The 20,106-nt window shown below is 62.5% G+C and carries 19 protein-coding genes; 12 read left to right on the top strand and 7 right to left on the bottom strand.

Annotated elements, in window-relative coordinates:
- Positions 1-3: 3 nt before the first annotated feature.
- From rlmH to AACY45_RS15175, 10 genes are all read left to right on the top strand, one after another.
- Positions 4-471, top strand: a complete 468-nt coding sequence (gene rlmH, locus AACY45_RS15220) for a 23S rRNA (pseudouridine(1915)-N(3))-methyltransferase RlmH (RefSeq protein ID WP_003185785.1) — start codon at positions 4-6, stop codon at positions 469-471.
- Between the two features lie 10 nt (positions 472-481).
- On the top strand, positions 482-2,377 hold the full coding sequence (mrdA, locus tag AACY45_RS15215) for a penicillin-binding protein 2 (RefSeq protein WP_339546219.1): 1,896 nt from the start codon (positions 482-484) through the stop codon (positions 2,375-2,377).
- Between the two features lie 31 nt (positions 2,378-2,408).
- Positions 2,409-3,512: a rod shape-determining protein RodA gene (gene rodA / locus AACY45_RS15210; RefSeq protein WP_339546241.1), complete on the top strand. Its 1,104-nt coding sequence runs from the start codon at positions 2,409-2,411 to the stop codon at positions 3,510-3,512.
- A gap of 17 nt (positions 3,513-3,529) precedes the next feature.
- Positions 3,530-4,540: a lytic murein transglycosylase B gene (gene mltB / locus AACY45_RS15205; RefSeq protein ID WP_339546218.1), complete on the top strand. Its 1,011-nt coding sequence runs from the start codon at positions 3,530-3,532 to the stop codon at positions 4,538-4,540.
- 56 nt (positions 4,541-4,596) lie between these two features.
- The gene (locus AACY45_RS15200; RefSeq protein WP_445261188.1) at positions 4,597-5,553 is read left to right on the top strand and encodes a septal ring lytic transglycosylase RlpA family protein; all 957 of its coding nucleotides are present in this window, start codon (positions 4,597-4,599) and stop codon (positions 5,551-5,553) included.
- Positions 5,554-5,748: 195 nt separating this feature from the next.
- A complete protein-coding gene (locus tag AACY45_RS15195) occupies positions 5,749-6,906 on the top strand; it encodes a D-alanyl-D-alanine carboxypeptidase family protein (protein ID WP_339546216.1) in 1,158 nt (385 codons plus the stop codon).
- Positions 6,907-6,986: 80 nt separating this feature from the next.
- Complete coding sequence (locus tag AACY45_RS15190; protein ID WP_339546215.1) at positions 6,987-7,262, top strand: DUF493 domain-containing protein; 276 nt, start codon at positions 6,987-6,989, stop codon at positions 7,260-7,262.
- Complete coding sequence (lipB, locus tag AACY45_RS15185) at positions 7,262-7,909, top strand: lipoyl(octanoyl) transferase LipB (protein ID WP_339546214.1); 648 nt, start codon at positions 7,262-7,264, stop codon at positions 7,907-7,909. Before AACY45_RS15190 ends, lipB begins: the two co-directional genes overlap by 1 nt.
- A gap of 1 nt (position 7,910) precedes the next feature.
- Positions 7,911-8,933, top strand: coding sequence for a lipoyl synthase (gene lipA / locus AACY45_RS15180; RefSeq protein WP_445261187.1), 1,023 nt, complete (start codon positions 7,911-7,913; stop codon positions 8,931-8,933).
- A gap of 81 nt (positions 8,934-9,014) precedes the next feature.
- Positions 9,015-9,965 carry a S66 peptidase family protein gene (locus AACY45_RS15175; RefSeq protein ID WP_339546213.1) on the top strand — a complete coding sequence of 317 codons (951 nt, stop codon included), beginning with the start codon at positions 9,015-9,017 and terminating at the stop codon, positions 9,963-9,965.
- A 177-nt stretch (positions 9,966-10,142) separates the two neighbouring features.
- Here AACY45_RS15175 and AACY45_RS15170 read toward each other — a convergent pair whose 3' ends face one another.
- The 5 genes from AACY45_RS15170 to leuS all read right to left on the bottom strand — a co-directional run bounded on the left by AACY45_RS15170 (position 10,143) and on the right by leuS (position 16,171).
- On the bottom strand, positions 10,143-11,465 hold the full coding sequence (locus tag AACY45_RS15170) for a lytic murein transglycosylase (RefSeq protein WP_339546212.1): 1,323 nt from the start codon (positions 11,463-11,465) through the stop codon (positions 10,143-10,145).
- Positions 11,466-11,526: 61 nt separating this feature from the next.
- A complete protein-coding gene (gene arfA / locus AACY45_RS15165) occupies positions 11,527-11,682 on the bottom strand; it encodes an alternative ribosome rescue factor ArfA (RefSeq protein WP_095166318.1) in 156 nt (51 codons plus the stop codon).
- Between the two features lie 112 nt (positions 11,683-11,794).
- Positions 11,795-12,832: a DNA polymerase III subunit delta gene (gene holA, locus AACY45_RS15160; RefSeq protein WP_339546211.1), complete on the bottom strand. Its 1,038-nt coding sequence runs from the start codon at positions 12,830-12,832 to the stop codon at positions 11,795-11,797.
- A gap of 39 nt (positions 12,833-12,871) precedes the next feature.
- Positions 12,872-13,477, bottom strand: coding sequence for an LPS-assembly lipoprotein LptE (locus AACY45_RS15155; protein ID WP_339546210.1), 606 nt, complete (start codon positions 13,475-13,477; stop codon positions 12,872-12,874).
- An 87-nt stretch (positions 13,478-13,564) separates the two neighbouring features.
- Positions 13,565-16,171 carry a leucine--tRNA ligase gene (gene leuS / locus AACY45_RS15150; protein WP_339546209.1) on the bottom strand — a complete coding sequence of 869 codons (2,607 nt, stop codon included), beginning with the start codon at positions 16,169-16,171 and terminating at the stop codon, positions 13,565-13,567.
- A 271-nt stretch (positions 16,172-16,442) separates the two neighbouring features.
- On the opposite strand from leuS, the gene AACY45_RS15145 reads away from it, so the two are divergent.
- Together AACY45_RS15145 and AACY45_RS15140 are read left to right on the top strand one after the other, a co-directional pair.
- Complete coding sequence (locus tag AACY45_RS15145) at positions 16,443-16,763, top strand: hypothetical protein (protein WP_339546208.1); 321 nt, start codon at positions 16,443-16,445, stop codon at positions 16,761-16,763.
- A gap of 136 nt (positions 16,764-16,899) precedes the next feature.
- Positions 16,900-17,667: a YdcF family protein gene (locus tag AACY45_RS15140; RefSeq protein ID WP_339546207.1), complete on the top strand. Its 768-nt coding sequence runs from the start codon at positions 16,900-16,902 to the stop codon at positions 17,665-17,667.
- A gap of 60 nt (positions 17,668-17,727) precedes the next feature.
- Here the strand turns inward: AACY45_RS15140 and lnt are convergent, their stop codons facing one another.
- Positions 17,728-19,251, bottom strand: coding sequence for an apolipoprotein N-acyltransferase (gene lnt / locus AACY45_RS15135; protein WP_339546206.1), 1,524 nt, complete (start codon positions 19,249-19,251; stop codon positions 17,728-17,730).
- A gap of 15 nt (positions 19,252-19,266) precedes the next feature.
- Complete coding sequence (locus AACY45_RS15130; protein ID WP_016773041.1) at positions 19,267-20,106, bottom strand: HlyC/CorC family transporter; 840 nt, start codon at positions 20,104-20,106, stop codon at positions 19,267-19,269.

Genomic DNA, 20,106 nt, shown 5'->3' with positions numbered 1-20,106 from the left:
GCTGTGCGACTGCGACTGATCGCCGTCGGTTCACGCATGCCCAAATGGGTGGAAGAAGGCTGGCATGAATATGCCAAGCGTCTTCCGTCCGAGCTGGCGCTGGAACTGGTGGAAATACCGCTCAACACCCGGGGCAAGAATGCTGACGTGGCGCGTTTCATTCGCCAGGAAGGCGAAGCCATGCTGGCCAAGGTCGGGCCGAACGAGCGCATCGTCACCCTCGAAGTCCACGGCAAGCCGTGGAGCACCGAGCAACTGGCGGTGGAACTCGATCGCTGGCGCCTGGACTCGCGCACGGTGAACTTCATGGTCGGCGGCCCCGAGGGGCTGGCGCCGGAAGTCTGTGCGCGGGCCGATCAGCGCTGGTCGTTATCGCCCTTGACCTTGCCGCACCCGCTGGTGCGGATCCTGATCGGCGAACAGCTGTACCGTGCCTGGACTGTCCTGTCCGGCCACCCCTACCACAAGTAGCTCTGCCCTCATGTCCCAGCCGATCCGCATCAAGGACCACGAAAAAGACGCCCGTCTGGTGCGTGGTCGCGTCGTGTTCGGGGCAATTGCAGTGGTGCTGCTGATCGGCGTGCTGATTGCGCGGTTGTATTTTCTGCAGGTGATCCAGTACGAGTACCACTCGACCCTGTCGGAAAACAACCGCGTCCACGTGCAGCCAATACCGCCGACGCGCGGTTTGATCTTCGACCGTAATGGCGTGGTGATTGCCGACAACCGGCCCAGTTTCAGCCTGAGCATGACCCGCGAACGCTCCGGTGACTGGCAGCAGGTGCTCGATGTGATTGTCGAGGTGCTGCAACTGACGCCCGAGGACCGGGTGATCTTTGAAAAACGCATGCGCCAGGGGCGTCGGCCGTTCGAGCCGGTGCCGATCCTCTTCGAACTGACGGAGGAGCAGATTGCCCGCATTGCGGTGAATCAGTTCCGCCTGCCGGGCGTCGAAGTGGTTGCCCAGTTGGTGCGCCATTACCCCCAGGGAGCGCATTTTGCGCACTCGGTGGGCTACATGGGGCGGATCAACGAAAAAGAGCTCAAGACCCTCGATCCGGTGAACTACAGCGGCACCCATCATATCGGCAAGACCGGTATCGAACGTTTCTACGAGCCTGAGCTGCACGGTCAGGTGGGCTACGAAGAAGTCGAGACCAACGCCCGAGGCCGCGTGCTGCGGGTGCTCAAGCGCACCGACCCGATTCCCGGCAAGGACATCGTCCTGAGCCTCGACATCAAGTTGCAGGAAGCGGCCGAAGCAGCCCTGGGCGGTCGCCGTGGGGCGGTGGTGGCGCTGGACCCAAATACCGGCGAAGTGCTGGCGATGGTCAGCCAGCCGAGTTTCGACCCGAACCTGTTCGTCACTGGCATCAGCTTCAAGGCCTATGCCGAGTTGCGCGACTCCATCGACCGGCCGCTGTTCAACCGCGTACTGCGCGGCCTGTATCCCCCGGGTTCGACCATCAAGCCGGCCGTGGCGATTGCCGGCCTGGACTCCGGGGTGGTGACGGCCTCCTCGCGGGTGTTCGACCCGGGTTATTACCAGTTGCCCAACTACGATCACAAGTACCGTAACTGGAACCGCTCCGGCGATGGTTTTGTCGACCTCGACACGGCGATCATGCGTTCCAACGACACCTACTTCTATGACCTGGCCCACAAGCTGGGGATCGATCGGTTGTCGGCCTACATGGGCAAGTTCGGTATCGGCCAGAAGGTCTCGCTGGACATGTTTGAAGAATCGCCGGGGTTGATGCCGTCCCGCGAGTGGAAGCGCGCTACCCGCCGCCAGGCCTGGTTCCCGGGGGAAACCCTGATCCTGGGGATTGGCCAGGGTTACATGCAGTCCACCCCGTTGCAGCTGGCCCAGGCCACGGCGCTGGTGGCCAGCAAGGGCAAGTGGATCCGCCCGCACCTGGCCAAGACCATCGAAGGTGCCACGCCGGTGGACAACAACCCGATGCCGGACATCATCCTGCGCGATCCGCTGGACTGGAACCGGGTCAACCATGGCATGCAACAGGTGATGCACGGTGCGCGCGGCACAGCGCGCAAAGCGGCGATCGGCGCGCAGTACCGGATCGCCGGCAAGTCGGGGACCGCCCAGGTGGTCGCGATCAAGCAGGGCGAGAAGTACGACCGCTCCAAGGTGCGGGAACGCCATCGCGACCACGCCTTGTTTGTGGGTTTTGCGCCTGCCGACAACCCGAAAATCACCGTGTCGGTGATGGTCGAGAACGGCGAATCCGGCTCCGGCGTGGCCGCGCCGGTGGTCCGTCAAATCATGGACGCCTGGCTCCTGGACCAGAACGGCCGCCTCAAGCCTGAGTTCGCCAGCCCCAATACCGCGGAGGCTACGGCCCGTGAAGAGTAATTTCGATCGCATTCTCTCCAGCGAGGATGTGATGCGTCGCCGAGCGACGCTGCTGCAACGCATGCACATCGACGGTCCGTTACTGATCCTGCTGCTGATTCTCGCGGCCGGCAGCCTGTTCGTGCTGTATTCGGCCAGTGGCAAGAACTGGGACCTGCTGGCCAAGCAAGCCACCTCGTTCGGCATCGGCCTGGTGTCGATGGTCATCATCGCCCAGTTCGAGCCGCGCTTCATGGCGCGTTGGGTGCCACTGGGCTATGTGCTCGGCGTGGTGCTGTTGATCGTGGTCGACATCATGGGCCACAACGCCATGGGGGCGACGCGCTGGATCAACATTCCCGGGGTGATTCGCTTCCAGCCCTCGGAGTTCATGAAGATCATCATGCCAGCGACCATCGCCTGGTACCTGGCCAAGCGCACGCTGCCGCCACAGCTCAAGCACGTCGGGGTCAGCCTGATCCTGATCGGCATCCCGTTCATTCTCATCGTGCGCCAGCCGGACCTCGGCACCTCGTTGCTGATCCTGGCCGGTGGCGCCTTCGTGCTGTTCATGGGTGGCCTGCGCTGGCGCTGGATCATCAGTGTGCTGGCGGCCACGGTTCCGGTGGCGATCGCCATGTGGTTCTTTGTCATGCATGACTACCAGAAGCAGCGCGTGCTGACGTTCCTCGATCCGGAGAGCGATCCGCTCGGCACCGGCTGGAACATCATCCAGTCCAAGGCGGCCATCGGCTCCGGCGGGGTGTTTGGCAAGGGCTGGCTGCTGGGCACCCAGTCGCACCTGGATTTCCTGCCGGAAAGCCACACCGACTTCATCATCGCGGTGATGGGTGAAGAGTTCGGTCTGGTGGGCATTTGCGCCCTGTTGCTGATCTATCTGCTGCTGATTGGCCGCGGCCTGGTGATTACCGCCCAGGCCCAGACACTGTTCGGCAAATTGCTGGCCGGCGCGCTGACCATGACGTTTTTTGTTTACGTTTTCGTCAACATCGGTATGGTCAGTGGCCTGTTGCCGGTGGTGGGGGTGCCGTTGCCGTTCATTAGCTACGGCGGAACTTCGCTGGTGACGCTGCTGTCAGCGTTTGGGGTTTTGATGTCGATCCATACCCATCGTAAGTGGATCGCGCAGGTTTGAATAAGGTGAAGAGTTCAATGCAAGTAATGCGTGGCTGGGCGACTCGATACGCTCCGTGGGTCGGCCTGGTAAGCATCCTTGGCACGGCGCCCATGGCGCTGGCCGGCGAATATGAAGGCTCGCCCCAAGTGGCCGAATTTGTCGGTGAAATGACCCGCGACTACGGTTTTGCCGGCGAACAACTGATGGGCGTGTTCCGCGAGGCCCAGCGCAAGCAGGCGATTCTCGACGCGATCTCGCGGCCTGCCGAGCGGGTCAAGCAATGGAAGGACTATCGCCCGATGTTCCTCACCGATGCACGCATTGCCCGTGGCGTGGACTTCTGGCGCCAGCACGAGGCCGTGCTGGCCCGGGCCGAGCAGGAATACGGCGTGCCGGCCCAGGTGATTGTCTCGATCATTGGGGTCGAAACCTTTTTCGGCCGCAATACCGGCAACTATCGGGTAATCGATGCCTTGTCGACCCTGGGTTTCGACTACCCTCCACGTGCCGAATTCTTCCGCAAGGAATTGCGTGAGTTCCTGTTGCTGGCCCGCGAAGAGCAGGTCGACCCACTGACGCTCAAAGGCTCATACGCCGGCGCCATGGGCTTGCCGCAATTCATGCCGAGCAGCTTTCGGGCGTACGCGGTGGATTTTGACGGCGACGGCCACATCAATATCTGGACCAACGTCGACGATGCTATCGGCAGCGTAGCCAGCTATTTCAAGCGTCACGGCTGGGAAGCCGGGCAACCGGTGGTCAGTCTCGCCGAGGTGCGGGGCGAGCAGGTCGACCAGGGCCTGACCACGGGAATCGAGCCGACGAAAACCGTCGGGGAGTTGCGAGCGTTGGGCTGGTCGAGTCATGATGCGCTGCGCGACGATATGCCGGTCACCGCGTTTCGTCTGGAAGGCGACAATGGCCCTGAATACTGGATGGGCCTGAAGAATTTTTACGCAATCACGCGTTATAACCGCAGCGTGATGTACGCCATGGCCGTACATCAGTTGTCTGAACAACTGGTCCAAGCACGGGGCGTCAAGTAATGCCGGCATTGCCAATCCGCAAACCCCTGAAGCTGGTGGCGTTCACCGCGCTGTCGATGCTGGTGGTCAGTTGTTCGACCAGCCGTGCGCCGCAACCGCAGAAAGCCCCAACCGCTGTCCGCGCTACGCCGGGGCTGGACATCAACCGGGCCCACAAGGACGGCGCACCGTGGTGGGATGTCGATGTGTCGCGCATTCCCGACGCCACGCCCACCCTGCACACCGGGAATTACAAGGCCAACCCCTATACGGTGCTGGGCAAGACCTACTACCCGATGCCCGAGTCCAAGCGGTATGTCGAGACCGGGACCGCGTCCTGGTATGGCACCAAGTTCCATGGCCAGAACACCGCCAATGGCGAGGTCTATGACCTGTACGGCATGAGTGCCGCCCACAAGACCCTGCCGCTGCCTGCCTATGTTCGGGTGACCAACCTGGACAACCAGCGCACGGTGGTGCTGCGGGTCAACGACCGTGGGCCGTTCTATTCCGACCGCATCATCGACCTGTCCTACGCCGCCGCGAAGAAGCTCGGTTATGCCGAGACCGGCACCGCGCGGGTCAAGGTCGAAGGTATCGACCCGCAAGAGTGGTGGGCGGCCAAGGGCCGGCCGGCACCGTTGATGCTCAATGAGCCGCAGATCGCGCAAAACAGCGGGCCGGTGATCACGGCCTCGACCGGTAAGGTCGAACAATGGACCCCACCGCCACAGCAGCACGCGGCAGCGGTCGTGCCGATGCAGATCAACGCTAAAAAAAACGCTTCGGTACAAGCCTCTGGCCAGTATCTGCAGGTGGGCGCGTTCGCCAACCCGGACGCTGCAGAGCTCCTGAGATCGAAGCTCAGCGGGATGGTGAGCGCCCCGGTGTTCATCAGCTCTATCGTGCGTAATCAGCAGACCCTGCATCGGGTTCGCCTGGGGCCTATCGGTTCGCCGGGTGAGATTACGCAAGTGCAAAACAGCGTGCGCCTGGCCAATCTCGGTTCGCCGAGCCTGGTGACGGCCGAGTAAGTAACACCTGATTCAAGGTTCGCTTGCGGTATTGGGGGGTGAACCTGAGTTGTTGGCTCGTAGTACAACAAAAGCCCGGCAAGGGTCAGTGAGTGAACAACCGAACACGCGACACCCCCAAGGCCTCGTGCCGTCAGGGTTGTCAGATTAGTTTTGCCCGCAAGGGCAGTTTCCATTAGCGATTTCGAGAGACGGATGAACATCACCACCTTTGCCAAACGCCTGTGCCTGCTAGTCCCGCTGCTCCTCTCGCCGTCCGCTTTCGCGGCCGAGATGATGCCGTCGTCACCACAACTGGCCGCCAAGTCCTACGTGCTCATGGACGCCAGCAGCGGCAACGTGCTGGTCGAGAACAACGGTGACCAGCGCCTTCCGCCAGCCAGCCTGACCAAGCTGATGACCGCGTACATCGCGACCCTGGAAATCCGTCGTGGCCAGATCGGTGAAAACGATCCGGTGACCGTCAGCGAAAACGCCTGGCGTACCGGCGGTTCGCGGATGTTCATCAAGGTCGGTTCCCAGGTGTCGGTCAGCGACCTGCTGCACGGCATCATCATCCAGTCGGGCAACGACGCCAGTGTTGCGCTCGCCGAGCACATCGCCGGCAGCGAAGACGCGTTCGCCGACATGATGAACAAGACTGCCGCCGAACTGGGCATGACCAACACCCACTTCATGAATCCGACCGGCCTGCCAAACCCTGAGCACTACTCGTCGGCTCACGACATGGCTATCCTGGCCCGCGCGATCATCCACGAAGACCCGGCTCACTACGCGATCTACTCGCAGAAAGAGTTCTTCTGGAACGGCATCAAGCAACCGAACCGCAACCTGCTGCTGTGGCGCGACAAGACGGTCGACGGTCTGAAAACCGGTCACACCGACGAAGCCGGCTACTGCCTGGTGTCATCGGCCGTACGTGATGGTATGCGCCTGGTCTCCGTGGTGTTCGGCACCAACAGCGACACCGCCCGTGCAGCCGAAACCCAGAAGCTGCTGACCTATGGTTTCCGCTTCTTCGAAACCCAGACCTTCTACCAGAAGGGCGCCGAGCTGGCCCAGGCTCCTGTCTGGAAGGGCACCACCAACCAGGTCAAGGCTGGCCTGGCCCAAGACCTGACCATGACCCTGCCAAAAGGCCAGCTGAAGAAGCTCGCCGCCAGCATGACCATGACCCCGCAACTGATCGCGCCAATCGCCAAGGGCGACGTGATCGGTAAAGTCGAAGTCAAGCTGGATGACAAGGTGGTGCACAGCGCCGACCTGATCGCGCTGGACGCCGTCGAGGAGGGTGGTATCTTGCGCCGCATGTGGGATAGCATCCGTCTATTCTTCTTCGGCTTGTTCAACTGATTGAGTGTGGACCTGCATGGCCCCGTTCCGACTCGGAGCGGGGCCATGTCCGTTGCCACGGCTTACGAGGCCGTTACGCCATGACAGATACAGAAGTAAAGGCGCCAAAGATCGAATTCCCTTGCGCGGATTACCCGATTAAGGTGATCGGTGACACCGGGGTGGGCTTCAAGGACAAGATCATTGCGATCCTGGAGAAACACGCCAGCGTAGACCACAAGTCCCTGGCCGAGCGCCAGAGTACCAATGGCAAGTACACGACCATCCAGCTGCACATCATCGCCACCGGTCAGGAACAGCTCTACGACATCAACAGCGAGTTGCGGGCTACCGGTTTCGTGCACATGGTGCTGTGATGACCGCACCGCTGGGCTTTCGCGAACTCGGCCAACTGGCTTACGAGCCGGTCTGGCAGGCCATGCAGCGTTTCACCAATGAGCGTGGCAGCGAGCGTGCCGACGAGATCTGGCTGGTCCAGCACTCGCCGGTGTTCACCCAGGGCCAGGCCGGCAAGGCCGAGCACCTGCTGCTGCCGGGGGATATCCCGGTGGTGCAGGTCGATCGCGGGGGCCAGGTGACCTACCACGGTCCGGGGCAGTTGGTTGCGTACCTGCTGCTGGACGTGCGCAAGCTGGGGTTTGGCGTGCGCGACCTGGTCAGCCGGATGGAGCGCTGCCTGATCGAGTTGCTGGCCAGCTATGGCGTCACTGCCGTGGCCAAGCCGGATGCACCGGGGGTCTACGTCAACGGTGCCAAAATAGCGTCTCTGGGACTGCGGATCCGCCACGGTTGCTCCTTTCATGGCCTGGCCCTGAATGTGGACATGGACCTTGAGCCGTTCCGACGGATTAACCCCTGTGGCTACGCCGGGCTGGCAATGACTCAGCTGCGTGACCATACAGGGCCGATAGAATTTGCCGAGGTAAGTGCCCGGCTGCGCGCGCAGCTCGTCAAACACCTCGACTATGCTGAGCAGACGACCCTAACGGGCGGAATCGACTGATATGACTACTGATGCAGTGCAAACCATGATCCCGACGCTGGATGTCACCGAGCGTGCGGCCCCGCGTGCCAAGGTTGAAGCCGGCGTTAAGCTGCGCGGCGCCGAGAAGGTTGCACGCATCCCGGTAAAGATCATTCCGACCACCGAACTGCCCAAGAAGCCCGACTGGATTCGCGTGCGCATCCCGGTTTCCCCGGAAGTCGACCGCATCAAGGCCCTGCTGCGCAAACACAAGCTGCACAGCGTCTGCGAAGAAGCCTCCTGCCCGAACCTGGGCGAGTGCTTCTCCGGCGGCACCGCAACCTTCATGATCATGGGCGACATCTGCACCCGTCGTTGCCCGTTCTGCGACGTCGGCCACGGCCGTCCGAAACCACTGGACGTCAACGAGCCGCAAAGCCTGGCCATCGCCATCGCCGACCTGAAACTCAAGTACGTGGTGATCACCTCGGTTGACCGCGACGACCTGCGCGACGGCGGTGCCCAGCACTTTGCCGACTGCATCCGCGAGATCCGCAAGCTGTCGCCGAATGTCCAGCTCGAAACCCTGGTCCCGGACTACCGTGGACGCATGGACGTGGCGCTGGCCATCACCGCGGCTGAGCCGCCAGATGTGTTCAACCACAACCTGGAAACCGTGCCGCGCCTGTACAAGGCTGCGCGCCCGGGTTCGGACTACCAGTGGTCGCTGACCCTGCTGCAGAAATTCAAGCAGATGATGCCGCACATTCCGACCAAGTCCGGCTTGATGCTGGGCCTGGGCGAAACCGACGAAGAAGTCATCGAAGTCATGAAGCGCATGCGCGAACACGACATCGACATGCTGACCCTGGGCCAGTACCTGCAGCCGTCGCGCAGCCACTTGCCGGTGCAGCGTTTTGTGCACCCGGACACCTTCGCCTGGTTCGCCGAGGAAGGCTACAAGATGGGCTTCAAGAACGTCGCCTCCGGCCCGCTGGTGCGTTCTTCGTACCACGCGGACGAGCAGGCCAAGCTGGTCAAGGCCGAGCTGATGTCGTCCTGACCGCTGTGTGAAAGACCAAGGGCCCGCAAGGTTAGCGCTTTGCGGGCTTTTTTTTAATCGGGTCATTGGGAGGAATCACGGATGACCACTCGCTCTACCGCCATTGCTGCGCCCCATACCGCGGTCCCGGCATTGCCCGCCGCAGGCCGCATCGCAGTCATTGCGCCAGCAGGTCCGGCAGCGCTGGACACCGAACAGGCGCTGCACTGGATGCGCACGCGTGGCTACTCGCTGAAGATCTATCCCGGGGTGCTGGAGAAGGACGGCTACCTGGCCGGCAGCGATGAGGTGCGCCTCAATGACCTGCACCAGGCGTTCAGCGACCCGGCGATCGACGCCATCCTGTGCCTGCGCGGCGGTTATGGCAGCCCGCGCCTGCTCGACCAGATCGACTACGAAATGCTGCGCCGGCATGCCAAGCCATTTGTCGGCTACAGCGACATCACCGCCTTGCACCTGGCCATCAGCCGCTATGCGGGGTTTGTCACCTTTCACGGGCCGATGCTCAATGCCGACCTGCTGGGGGGCAAGCAAGCGCCGACCGAGGCCTCGTTGTTCAGCCTGCTTAGAGGGCAGGTGACGGCCGGCAGTCGGCTGGCGCACCCGGTGGCCTATCCCTTGATGACTATCGAGCCAGGCATCGCCCAGGGGCGTCTGCTGGGCGGTAACCTGTCGATGATCGCCGCTACCCTGGGCACACCGTTCGAAATCGACGCCGACGGGATCATTCTGTTCATCGAAGACATCAACGAGCCGCTGTATCGCATCGACCGTTTGCTGACGCACCTGCGCCTGGCCGGCAAACTCAGCCGCTTACGCGGGGTGCTGGTGGGGGATGTGGCGGGGGTTGAAAGCGATGCCTTGGCGCGCCTGGTCAAGCAGACCTTCGCGCCGTTCGCCATTCCGGTGCTGGCCGGCTGGCGCAGTGGTCATTGCGACCCGAACCTGAGCTTGCCGATGGGAGCACTGGTGACGCTCGATGCAGGGGGCAAGAGCCTGGTGCTGGAGCAGGATGTGGTGGTCAGGCGCTAGAGGCCGACCAGACCGGTGTAGGAGCGAGCGTGCTCGCGATGGCGGTGCCTCAGGCATAATCGATGCTGAATGTTCTTGCCTCATCGCGAGCAAGCTCGCTCCCACAGGGATTCTGGGTGGTCGCAGATTTTGCGTACACCCACGAGATCTGTGGGAGCGAGCTTGCTCGCGATGGGTTCAACGGCTGCGCAAGGCGTCCAGCAGCTTGTGCGTCGGGTAGCCGTCCGCCGGCCAGCCAAACGACTGTTGTGCCGCGCGGATGGCTTTGCGGGTGTTGGCGCCGATGATGCCGTCGGGGTTGCCGGCGTCGTAGTTGTGGGTGCTCAGCAGGTTCTGCAATTCAATGCGCTCGGAGCGGCTCAGTGGCAGGTCATCCTTGGGCCATTGGCCGTTGATCCGGCCGCCACCGCTGAAGCGCTGGGACAACAGGTTGACCGCCAGGGCGTAGGAGGATGAGTTGTTGTACTTGAGCACCGCGCGGAAGTTGTCGAGGATCAGGAACGCCGGGCCACGGTAGCCGGCCGGCAGCAGCAGGGCCGCGGACAGTTGCTCGGAGCCGGCTGACACGCTGGCGCCGTTGGGCAGCTTGACGCCCAGTTGCGTCCATTCGGCGACGCTTTTACGAATCGCCCCGTCGGCCAGCGAGTAGTTGAAGCTGCTCGGCACCTCGACTTCAAAGCCCCACGGCTGGCCTTTCTGCCAGCCGGAGCTTTGCAGGTAGTGGGCGGTGGAGGCCAGCGCATCGGCCGGGCTGCCCCAGATGTCGCGACGCCCATCGCCATCGAAGTCCACGGCGTGGGTGTTGTAGGTGGTCGGGATGAACTGGGTCTGGCCCATGGCGCCAGCCCAGGAGCCGAGCATCTTCTCGGGGGCGATATCACCTTGTTGCAGAATCTGTAGCGCGGCCAGCAATTGCGCATGGGCAAAACCCGGGCGCCGGCCTTCGTAGGCCAGGGTCGCCAGCGAGCGGATCACCGACTTGTCGCCCTGGAAGCTGCCGAAGTTGCTTTCCATGCCCCAGACCGCAACCAGTACCTGGCGATCGACGCCGTAGCGCTGTTCGATGGCCGTCAGAGTCTCGGCGTATTGCTCCAGCAGCGCCTGGCCGCGGCGCACGCGCAAGGCTGACAGCGCGCCATCGAGGTATTCCCATACCGGGCGGGAGAACTCTGGCTGGCTGCGGTCGGCGCGGATCACGCTCATGTCTGGCGTAACGCCGGCAAAGGCGCGGTCGAACAGGCTCGGGCTGACACCGGCCGCGAGGGCGTCCTTGCGGAAGTTGGCCTGCCATTGCTCGAATGTCTGGGTGGGCTGGATCTCGAGGTTGTCGCCGTTCGGCACCACCGGCGCGACCATGGCCGGTGCGGTCGGGACAGGAGCGGTCTGAAGCGGTTGGGCGTCGGCGGCGGTTGGTTTTTCCGCGCAGGCGACAAGCAGAACGAGGCTTGTGGCAGCGATCAGTTGGCGCAGGTGCCAACGACGGGAAATACTAAAGGGCATGCACAGGTCCAGAGAATACGAATCAGGTGCCGACCTTAACATGTCGAGGGGGTGCTGCGCTTCACGCGGCCAGAAAGTAAGAAGCCTCCCAGCTTTTAGACTGGAAGGCTTCGCGGCGGTAGCTGCCTTTGCCCTTGGCCGGTTGTTCCTGGCGGCTGCGGAACAATGGCTGGGCGACGATGGATTTGGCCTTGTTGGGCCGCTGTTTTCTGCTCATGGGCGATTGACTCCAAGGGTGGGGGGGACGAGGCGAATCATCGGCTGAAGTGAGGGATCTGTCTAGTCCCTACAATATGTAGGACCTTTCGCGCGTGATCGCAAGCAGGACCTTACTCGGCAGGTAAGTTCAGGCGCTGGCCGGCCATCAGCAAGGACAGGCGGCTGAGGCTCATCCACGGTGAGCCCGCGGCCTGGCCCTTGATCTGCGCGTCGATGCGCTGCGCTTCGAGCAGCAGTTGCGCCCAGCGAGGCGCCGAGTAACGTTGCAGGGCCTTGCTCATCAGCGGTTTGCGTTTGTCCCAGACCGGTGGTCGGGCCTGGCTGAAGGCTTTGTCCAGCGGTACGCCCTGACTGTATTGCAGTGACAGGTTGGCCAGCAGGCGCAGTTCACGGGCCAGGGCCCAGAGAATCACCGGCGGTTCGACGCCCTCGCCACGCAAGCCTTCGAGCATGCGCAGGGCGTGGGCGGCTTCGCCGTTGAGGATCGCATCGGTGAGTCCGAACACGTCGAAGCGCGCGCTATCGGCCACGGCCGCTTGCACCGTCTCGACCGTGATCTGTCCGCCCTCAGCCATCAGCTTGAGTTTTTCGATCTCCTGGGCGGCTGCCAACAGGTTGCCTTCGACGCGGGCGGCAATCAGTTCAACGGCGTCCTGGCTGGCGCTGAGTCCGGCCTGGGACAGGCGTTGGCGAATCCACTGCGGCAACTGATTGGCGTCCACCGGCCAGATCTGCACGAACTGAGTCTGTGCGCCTTCGACCAGGGCCTTGCCCCATTTGGTTTTCTGCGCACTGCCGTCGAGCTTGGGCAGGCTGATCAGCAGCAAGGTATCTTCGGCCGGACGCGAGCAGTACTCCATCAGGGCCGCGGCACCCTTGTCCCCCGGTTTGCCGGACGGCAAGCGCAGTTCCAGCAGGCGTTTTTCGGCGAACAACGACATGCTGGCGCCGGCTTGCAGCAGCGTGCCCCAGTCAAAGCTGGCATCGGCGCTGAACACTTGGCGTTCGTCAAAACCTTGCTGGCGGGCAGCAGAGCGGATGGCGTCGGCGGCTTCCTGGCACAGCAACGGGTCATCGCCGCTGATGATGTAGACCGGCGCGAGGGCACCTTGCAGGTGTTTGGCGAGATGGGCGGGGGCGAGTTTCATAGGGCGGGGCAAACGGGGCGCACAGGCGCCCCGTAAGACTTACTCGGCAGGGACTTGCAGCGGCGACTGACGCGGGGTGTTCGCTTCAGCTTTCTGTGCCGCTTCCAGCGCATCGGCTTCGGCCTTGGCGCGGGCGTCGGCAGTCTGCTGCAGTTGATCCAGTTGGGTCGGAGTCAGCTGCTGCAGGCGCAGCATCATGCGCTGTACCAGGTCGCGACGCATTTCCTTGCGCGCTTCGTCTTCTTCCTGCACGGAGCCGGTGATGTTGCTGCCATCGTGCATGACCACCTTCTGCACCTGCAGTTTGTCGCTGATCAGCGACAGGTTGTTCTGGCCAACGATCTGGTAGTTCAGCACCGTGGTCAGCTCGTTCTCGGCGGTACGCCCGGCACCGGAGTAGCTCAGGCTGCGCTGGGTGGTCTGTTCGTCGGTGAACACCAGTTTGTACGGTGCGCCGTTTACCACGTTGACGCCGCTGCTTTGCAGGACCTGGCGCATCATGACCACGGTTTCGCCATAGGCGTTGCGCGCGCTCAGGTCGAGTTCCTTGATTGCCAGTTCGGTGGTGCCGGTGCCGCGCAGCTGGAAACCGCAGGCGCTCAGCAGGACCGCGAGGCCCATCACCAGCAGATTGCGTTTGATCATCTTGTTGCTCCCCTTGAAACCATGTGGGCCGCTATGGCGCCCGAAAGGTTTTATTCGGTGCCAGGCCGGGCCTGGCACCTGCTCCAATTAGCTGGCGACGATGTTGACCAGTTTCCCGGGTACCACGATCACTTTACGAATGGTCAGGCCGTCGACAAAACGCAGTACGTTTTCGTTGGCGCGCGCCGCAGCTTCGACCTCTTCACGGGTGGCGCTGGCCGGCATTTCGATCTGGCCACGCAGTTTGCCGTTGACTTGGATAACCAGGGTCAGGCTGTCCTGGACCAGGGCGCTGTCATCCTGCACTGGCCAGCCGGCGTCGATCACAGGATCGGCGTGGCCCAGTTGATGCCACAGCTCGTGGCTGATGTGCGGGGTGATCGGAGCCAACAGCAAGGTCACGGTTTCCAGGCCTTCGTGAACCAGGGCGCGATCTTGTGCGGTGCCTTGCGGGGCTTTTTCCAGCACGTTCATCAGCGTCATCACCTGGGCGATGGCGGTGTTGAATTTGTGGTTCTGGCCGACGTCGTGGCTGGCCTGCCTGATCGCCAGGTGGATCGAGCGGCGAATGGCTTTCTGCTCGTCGTTCAGGCCCGCGACGTCTACTTTGCCCGGCAGGCCCTGAGTGATGTGCGCTTGCGCCAGGCGCCAGACGCGCTTGAGGAAGCGGTGCGAGCCTTCGACACCGGAGTCGGACCATTCCGCGCTCATGTCAGGTGGCGAGGCGAACATCATGAACAGGCGGCAGGTGTCTGCGCCGAACTGGTCAATCATCGATTGTGGGTCAACGCCGTTGTTCTTCGACTTGGCCATCTTCTCGGTGCCGCCGATTTCCACCGGCAGGCCGTCGGCAATCAGCTTGGCACTGATGACTTTGGCCTTGCTGTCGCGCTCAAGCTCGACGTCCGCCGGGTTGAACCAGGTGTAGGCGCCGTTCGCTTCGCGACGGTAGTACGTCTCGGCGATCACCATGCCTTGGGTCAGCAGGTTCTTGAACGGCTCGTTGGAGCTCACCAGGCCTTCGTCACGCATCAGCTTGTGGAAGAAACGCGCATACAGCAGGTGCAGAATGGCGTGTTCAATACCGCCGATGTACTGGTCGACCGGCAACCAGTGGTCGGCCGCGGATTTTTCTACCAGGCCACCTTCAAAGTGTGGCGAGGCGTAGCGGGCGTAGTACCACGACGATTCGACGAAGGTGTCCATGGTGTCGGTTTCGCGCTTGGCAGGTGCGCCGCATTTCGGGCAACTGCATTCGTAGAACTCAGGCATGCGCGCCAAGGGCGAACCGGCGCCATCCGGCACCACGTCTTCGGGCAGTACCACGGGCAGTTGATCTTCCGGCACCGGCACGTCACCGCAGGTATCGCAGTGGATGATCGGGATCGGGCAGCCCCAGTAGCGCTGGCGGCTGATGCCCCAGTCGCGCAGGCGGAACTGGGTGCGGGAGGTGCCCAGCTCTTTCTTGATCAGGGCCACTTCCATGGCGTCGAACGCACCCTGGAAATCCAGGCCGTCGAATTCGCCAGAGTTGATCAGCATGCCGTGCTCGCCGTAGGCGTCTTGCCACGGGGCCGGGTTGCTATCGCCAGCGCTGGTACGCACCACCGATTTGACCGGCAGGTTGTACTTGTGGGCGAATTCGAAATCACGCTCGTCATGGGCCGGCACTGCCATTACCGCGCCGTCGCCGTAGTGCATCAGCACATAGTTGGCGACCCATACCGGGAGTTTTTCACCGGTCAGCGGGTGCTCGACGAACAGGCCGGTTGGCAGGCCTTTTTTCTCCTGGGTGGCGACGTCGGCTTCGGCGACGCTGCCGCCTTTGCATTCAGCGATGAATGCTTGCAGCTCAGGGTTGTTCTGGGCAGCGAGGCTGGCGAGGTGGTGCTCGGCGGCCACGGCGACGTAAGTCGCTCCCATTAAAGTGTCCGGACGGGTGGTGAAGACTTTCAGGGTGCCGGCTTCGCCGATGGAGTCGACGTTGTACGGGAACTGCACTTCCATGCCGCGGGATTTGCCGATCCAGTTGCGCTGCATGGTCTTGACCTGTTCAGGCCAGCCAGTCAGTTCGTCGAGGCTTTCGAGCAACTCATCCGCGTAGGCGGTGATCTTGAAGTAGTACATCGGGATTTCGCGCTTTTCGATCAGCGCGCCGGAACGCCAGCCGCGACCGTCGATCACCTGTTCGTTGGCCAGAACGGTCTGGTCGATCGGGTCCCAGTTCACGGTGCCGTTTTTGCGGTAGATCACGCCTTTTTCGAACAGGCGGGTGAACAGCCATTGTTCCCAGCGGTAGTAGTCGGGCTTGCAGGTGGTCACTTCGCGCGACCAGTCCACCGCCAGGCCCAGGCTGCGCAGTTGGGTCTTCATGTAGGCGATGTTTTCGTAGGTCCACTTGGCGGGAGCCACGTTGTTCTTCATCGCGGCGTTTTCCGCCGGCATGCCGAAGGCGTCCCAACCCATGGGTTGCAGGACGTTCTTGCCGAGCATGCGCTGGTAGCGAGAGATCACGTCACCGATGGTGTAGTTGCGCACGTGCCCCATGTGTAGCTTGCCGCTGGGGTAAGGGAACATCGATAGGCAATAGAAAGTCTCCTTGCCTGGCTGTTCACTGACTTCAAAGGACTTTTGCTCGTCCCAGAATGATTGGGCGGCGGCTTCTATTTCACGGGGCTGATATTGTTCGTGCATGGCTACTTATGAACTGAATAGGGGTGGCCTAATCCTCTTCAATGCAACGCTGGACCCGGATTGCGCCAAATGTGGCGTTTTCGATGCCCAGCCGAGCTGGAAGTGGAGTTACAGGAAGCGCCGTAGCATACATGACCGTACTCGGCCTAGGGAAACCCTGATTGCGCAGCAATACCCACAGTTGGGGCCGTTGGTCGCGGCGCAGGGCCGGTTTGTGCGACGAAGCTAAGCTCTAGTTGGGGAGTAGGTCTTATCTTCAATGAGGTGAGGGATGGTTGAGTCGCAAACAAAAGTTACGCAACCCGAGTTGTACGAAAAACTGATAGACCGTCTGGGGGTGGCCTTGGACGCGGTAAAGACCGCCGGGCGGTTGCGTGATGCGCGTCCGCTGGAACTGGAACTTCGCGGGTTGAGCCGCGCAGAGTTCGATCTTATCAAGGCTTATCTGGACCGCAATGAACGTGAGGCGCTTGGAATCTCGTCAGCAGCAGTGAAGCACAACGATGCCCCTCGTTCGGCCAAAGTCATCTGGTTGAAAGACAAGGCACCTGGCAGTGACGCGGTAAAGGTCCGGTCCCTGCAGGTCAAGTAAGTGATCAGATACGTGTTTGTCGCCCCGAACGGGCACATGAAGTCACCGGTGATGGCTTTTTCATGAAAAGCGCCTTCACCTTGGTTGTCGCTTTACTTCAACCCACTTAGGCTTCGAGCATCTTTGGAGATGCTCGATGCCTTTTCGTTATTTCGTCAAACAACTGCTCATGCCCCCCGGCATTCTTTTGCTGCTGCTGGCCCTTGCCTGGTGGTTTCGTCGTTCCAGGCCGCGCCTGGCGACGCTGTGTTTTGTCCTGGGGGCCGGCGGTTTCTGGCTGATGAGCCTGCCAGTGGTGGTGCAGTGGGGCGCCAAGGCCCTGGAGCGTGAACCGGCGCTGGCGCGCAGTGAGTGGGCGAGCCTGGCCGAGCGCGCGGATGTGATCGTGGTGCTGGGCGCGGGTCGTGAACGGGGCGACCCGGCCTGGGGCTCCGACCAGCCCACGGGCGTGGCGCTGGAGCGTGAGCGGTATGCGGCACGCCTGGCCAAAGCCTCGGGCTTGCCAGTGCTGACCAGTGGTGGCCTGCATTACGGCACGCCGCCGACTGAGGCCAAGCTGATGGCCGATTCGCTGCAGGAGGATTTCGGGGTCACCGTGCGCTGGCAGGAAGGACGCAGCCGCACGACCTGGGAAAACGCCCAGTTCACCGCCGAACTGCTGCAGCCGTTGGGTTTGAAGCGGGTAGTGGTCGTGACCCAGGCCTGGCACATGCCGCGCAGTGTCTGGAGCTTTGAAGCCGCGGGGTTGAACGTGGTGCCGGCCCCGGTGGGCTTTTTGGGCACCGACCACGGCCATGCCGAGCCGCTGGGCGGCTGGCTGCCGACCTTCAAGTCGATCTGGCGATCCGGGCAGTTGTTGAATGAGGCAATGGGGCAGGCGGGGTATGCGTTGTTCTACCGATAACCCGATGCCCCTTGTCGGTGTTCGCTGGCAAGCCAGCGCCTACAAGGGGCGGGGAAGGGGTTAGACGGTCTTGGCCATCCGGCTCGCCAGCAGTGCCCAGCCAAACAGCAGCAGGCAGAGGACGATCAGCGGCCACGAGCGCCATTGCAGGTACGGTGTCAGGTTGTGCATCGGGACCACTTCACCATAGAGGATGCCGCGTTCGAACTGCGGGATCTGCACGGTGATCTTGCCGAACGGATCGATCAGCCCGGTGACGCCATTATTGGTCGCCCGAATCATCCAGCGTCCAGCTTCCAGGGCACGCATCTGGGCCATCTGCAGGTGTTGCAGCGGGCCGATGGAGGTGCCGAACCAGGTGTCGTTGCTGATGGTCAGCAGCAGGTCACTGCGGGCCGACAGGCTCGCGGCAAACTCCGGGTAGACCACTTCGTAGCAGATGAACGGGGCTATCTGGTAGCCCTTGGCTTGCAGCATCGGCTGGTCGGCCGGACCGCGGGCAAAGTCCGACATCGGCAAGTCGAAGAACGCAATCAGGCCGCGCAGCACGTCCTGCAAAGGCACGTACTCACCAAACGGCACCAGCTTTTGCTTGAGGTAGGTGCCGTCACCTTCGCCGACTACGGTAATGCCGTTGTAGAAGCGTTTCTCCTGGTGCACCACCTGGCGAATCGGTACGCCGGTGATCAGTGCTGAATTCCGCTCGGCAGCGAAGGTGCCCATCATGCTCAGGTAGCCCTCGGCGGACTCCTTGAGGACCGGCACCGCGGTTTCCGGCCAGATCAGCAGGTCGACGCGCTTGGCGCTCAGGCTCATGTCGCGGTACAGCGCCAATTGCGAGTTGAGCTGCGCCGGGTCCCATTTCATGCTTTGTTCGACGTTGCCTTGAATGGCCGCCACGCTCAGCGGCTCGCCGGACGGGCTGGTCCAGGCGTGACCCTTGAGCGCGATGCCCGCCGCCCATGGGCCGAGCAGCAGCACAATCCCGGCGGCGATGAAGCCTGGGCGGCGGTTGCGTAGCAGGCGAGGCGTGTTGCACAACAGCGCCGCGGTCAGGGCGATGGTGAACGACACCAGCCACATCCCACCCACCGGCGCCAGGCCGGACAGCGGGCCGTCGAGCTGACTGTAGCCGGAATAGAGCCAGGGGAAGCCGGTGAGGAACCAGCCACGGAATGCTTCCTGGGCGACCCACAAGGCGGCAAAGGCCAGGGCGTCGGCCAGCGGCGCTTCGTTACGGCGCAGCCAGCGCGCCCAGACCCAGGCAGGCAGGGCGAAAAACCAGGCGATCGCCGCGGTGAACAACAGCATCAGGAACCCGGCGAGCAGCATCGAGGCGCCGCCGAAGTGGTGAATGCTGTAGTAGATCCAGCTGGTGCCGGCGCCGAACAGGCCGAAGCCGAAACACCAGCCGCGTCCCAGTGCTTGGCGCGGGCTCAACTGGCGCAGGCCGGCATAGAACAACCCGGCCGTCAGCAGCGCCAGCGGCCAGATATCGAACGGCGCCAGCGCCAGGGTGGTGATTGCACCGGCCGCCACGGCCAGCAGGTTACCGGGCCAGCCGGGGCGGGTTATCCAGCGCATTTCGATCCTTAGGGGTTACCGGGCGATAGGTGTCAGGCGCAGCAAGTGGATACGACGGCTGTCGGCATTGAGGATGCGAAAGCGATAGGCGCCGATTTCCGTGATTTCGTTGCGTTTTGGTAGATGCCCGAACGCGCTCATCACCAGGCCGCCCACGGTATCGAACTCGTCGTCGGAGAATTCGCTGTCGAAGAACTCGTTGAAGTTCTCGATCGGCGTCAGGGCCTTGATCAGGAAGTCGCCGCTGGGCAGGGGCTTGATGTAGCTGTCTTCTTCGACATCGTGTTCGTCCTCGATGTCGCCGACGATCTGTTCCAGCACGTCCTCGATGGTCACCAGGCCCGCCACGCCGCCGTATTCGTCGATGACGATGGCCATGTGGTTATGGTTGGCGCGGAACTCACGCAGCAACACGTTCAGGCGCTTGGACTCCGGCACGAAGGTGGCCGGGCGCAGCAGGTCCTTGATGTTGAAGCTGTCGCCGTTTTCCTTGAGGATCAACGGTAGCAAGTCCTTGGCCAGCAACACGCCCATCACGTCATCGTGGCTTTCGCCGATCACCGGATAGCGCGAGTGAGCCGAGTCGACCACGGCGGGCAGGAACTCACGGGGCGTCTGGGTCGCCTTGATGCTGACCATCTGCGAGCGCGGCACCATGATGTCGCGCACTTGCAGGTCAGCCACCTGGATGGCGCCTTCGACGATGGCCAGCGCTTCGCTGTCCAGCAACTTGTTCTGATGGGCATCACGCAGCAGCTCCAGGAGCTCCTGGCGGTTCTTCGGCTCGTGGGCAAAAGCCTGGGTGAGCTTACCCAGCCATGACTTCTGCCCGTTGCTCGATCGATCTTCGCTCAT

The organism is Pseudomonas sp. RA_35y_Pfl2_P32 (genome assembly GCF_963970735.1).
In the GTDB taxonomy this organism is placed as follows: domain Bacteria; phylum Pseudomonadota; class Gammaproteobacteria; order Pseudomonadales; family Pseudomonadaceae; genus Aquipseudomonas.
Note: the sequence above shows the minus strand (reverse complement) of the source record. Positions and strands in the feature narration are given on the sequence as shown.

Coding starts and splice junctions, on each gene's coding strand:
- mrdA (WP_339546219.1), top strand. CDS start 482: ATGTCCCAGCCGATCCGCATCAAGGACCACGAAAAAGACGCCCGTCTG.
- rodA (WP_339546241.1), top strand. CDS start 2,409: ATGCGTCGCCGAGCGACGCTGCTGCAACGCATGCACATCGACGGTCCG.
- mltB (WP_339546218.1), top strand. CDS start 3,530: ATGCAAGTAATGCGTGGCTGGGCGACTCGATACGCTCCGTGGGTCGGC.
- AACY45_RS15200 (WP_445261188.1), top strand. CDS start 4,597: ATGCTGGTGGTCAGTTGTTCGACCAGCCGTGCGCCGCAACCGCAGAAA.
- AACY45_RS15195 (WP_339546216.1), top strand. CDS start 5,749: ATGAACATCACCACCTTTGCCAAACGCCTGTGCCTGCTAGTCCCGCTG.
- AACY45_RS15190 (WP_339546215.1), top strand. CDS start 6,987: ATGACAGATACAGAAGTAAAGGCGCCAAAGATCGAATTCCCTTGCGCG.
- lipB (WP_339546214.1), top strand. CDS start 7,262: ATGACCGCACCGCTGGGCTTTCGCGAACTCGGCCAACTGGCTTACGAG.
- lipA (WP_445261187.1), top strand. CDS start 7,911: ATGACTACTGATGCAGTGCAAACCATGATCCCGACGCTGGATGTCACC.
- AACY45_RS15175 (WP_339546213.1), top strand. CDS start 9,015: ATGACCACTCGCTCTACCGCCATTGCTGCGCCCCATACCGCGGTCCCG.
- AACY45_RS15170 (WP_339546212.1), bottom strand. CDS start 11,465: ATGCCCTTTAGTATTTCCCGTCGTTGGCACCTGCGCCAACTGATCGCT.
- arfA (WP_095166318.1), bottom strand. CDS start 11,682: ATGAGCAGAAAACAGCGGCCCAACAAGGCCAAATCCATCGTCGCCCAG.
- holA (WP_339546211.1), bottom strand. CDS start 12,832: ATGAAACTCGCCCCCGCCCATCTCGCCAAACACCTGCAAGGTGCCCTC.
- AACY45_RS15155 (WP_339546210.1), bottom strand. CDS start 13,477: ATGATCAAACGCAATCTGCTGGTGATGGGCCTCGCGGTCCTGCTGAGC.
- leuS (WP_339546209.1), bottom strand. CDS start 16,171: ATGCACGAACAATATCAGCCCCGTGAAATAGAAGCCGCCGCCCAATCA.
- AACY45_RS15145 (WP_339546208.1), top strand. CDS start 16,443: ATGGTTGAGTCGCAAACAAAAGTTACGCAACCCGAGTTGTACGAAAAA.
- AACY45_RS15140 (WP_339546207.1), top strand. CDS start 16,900: ATGCCTTTTCGTTATTTCGTCAAACAACTGCTCATGCCCCCCGGCATT.
- lnt (WP_339546206.1), bottom strand. CDS start 19,251: ATGCGCTGGATAACCCGCCCCGGCTGGCCCGGTAACCTGCTGGCCGTG.
- AACY45_RS15130 (WP_016773041.1), bottom strand. CDS start 20,106: ATGAGCGAAGATCGATCGAGCAACGGGCAGAAGTCATGGCTGGGTAAG.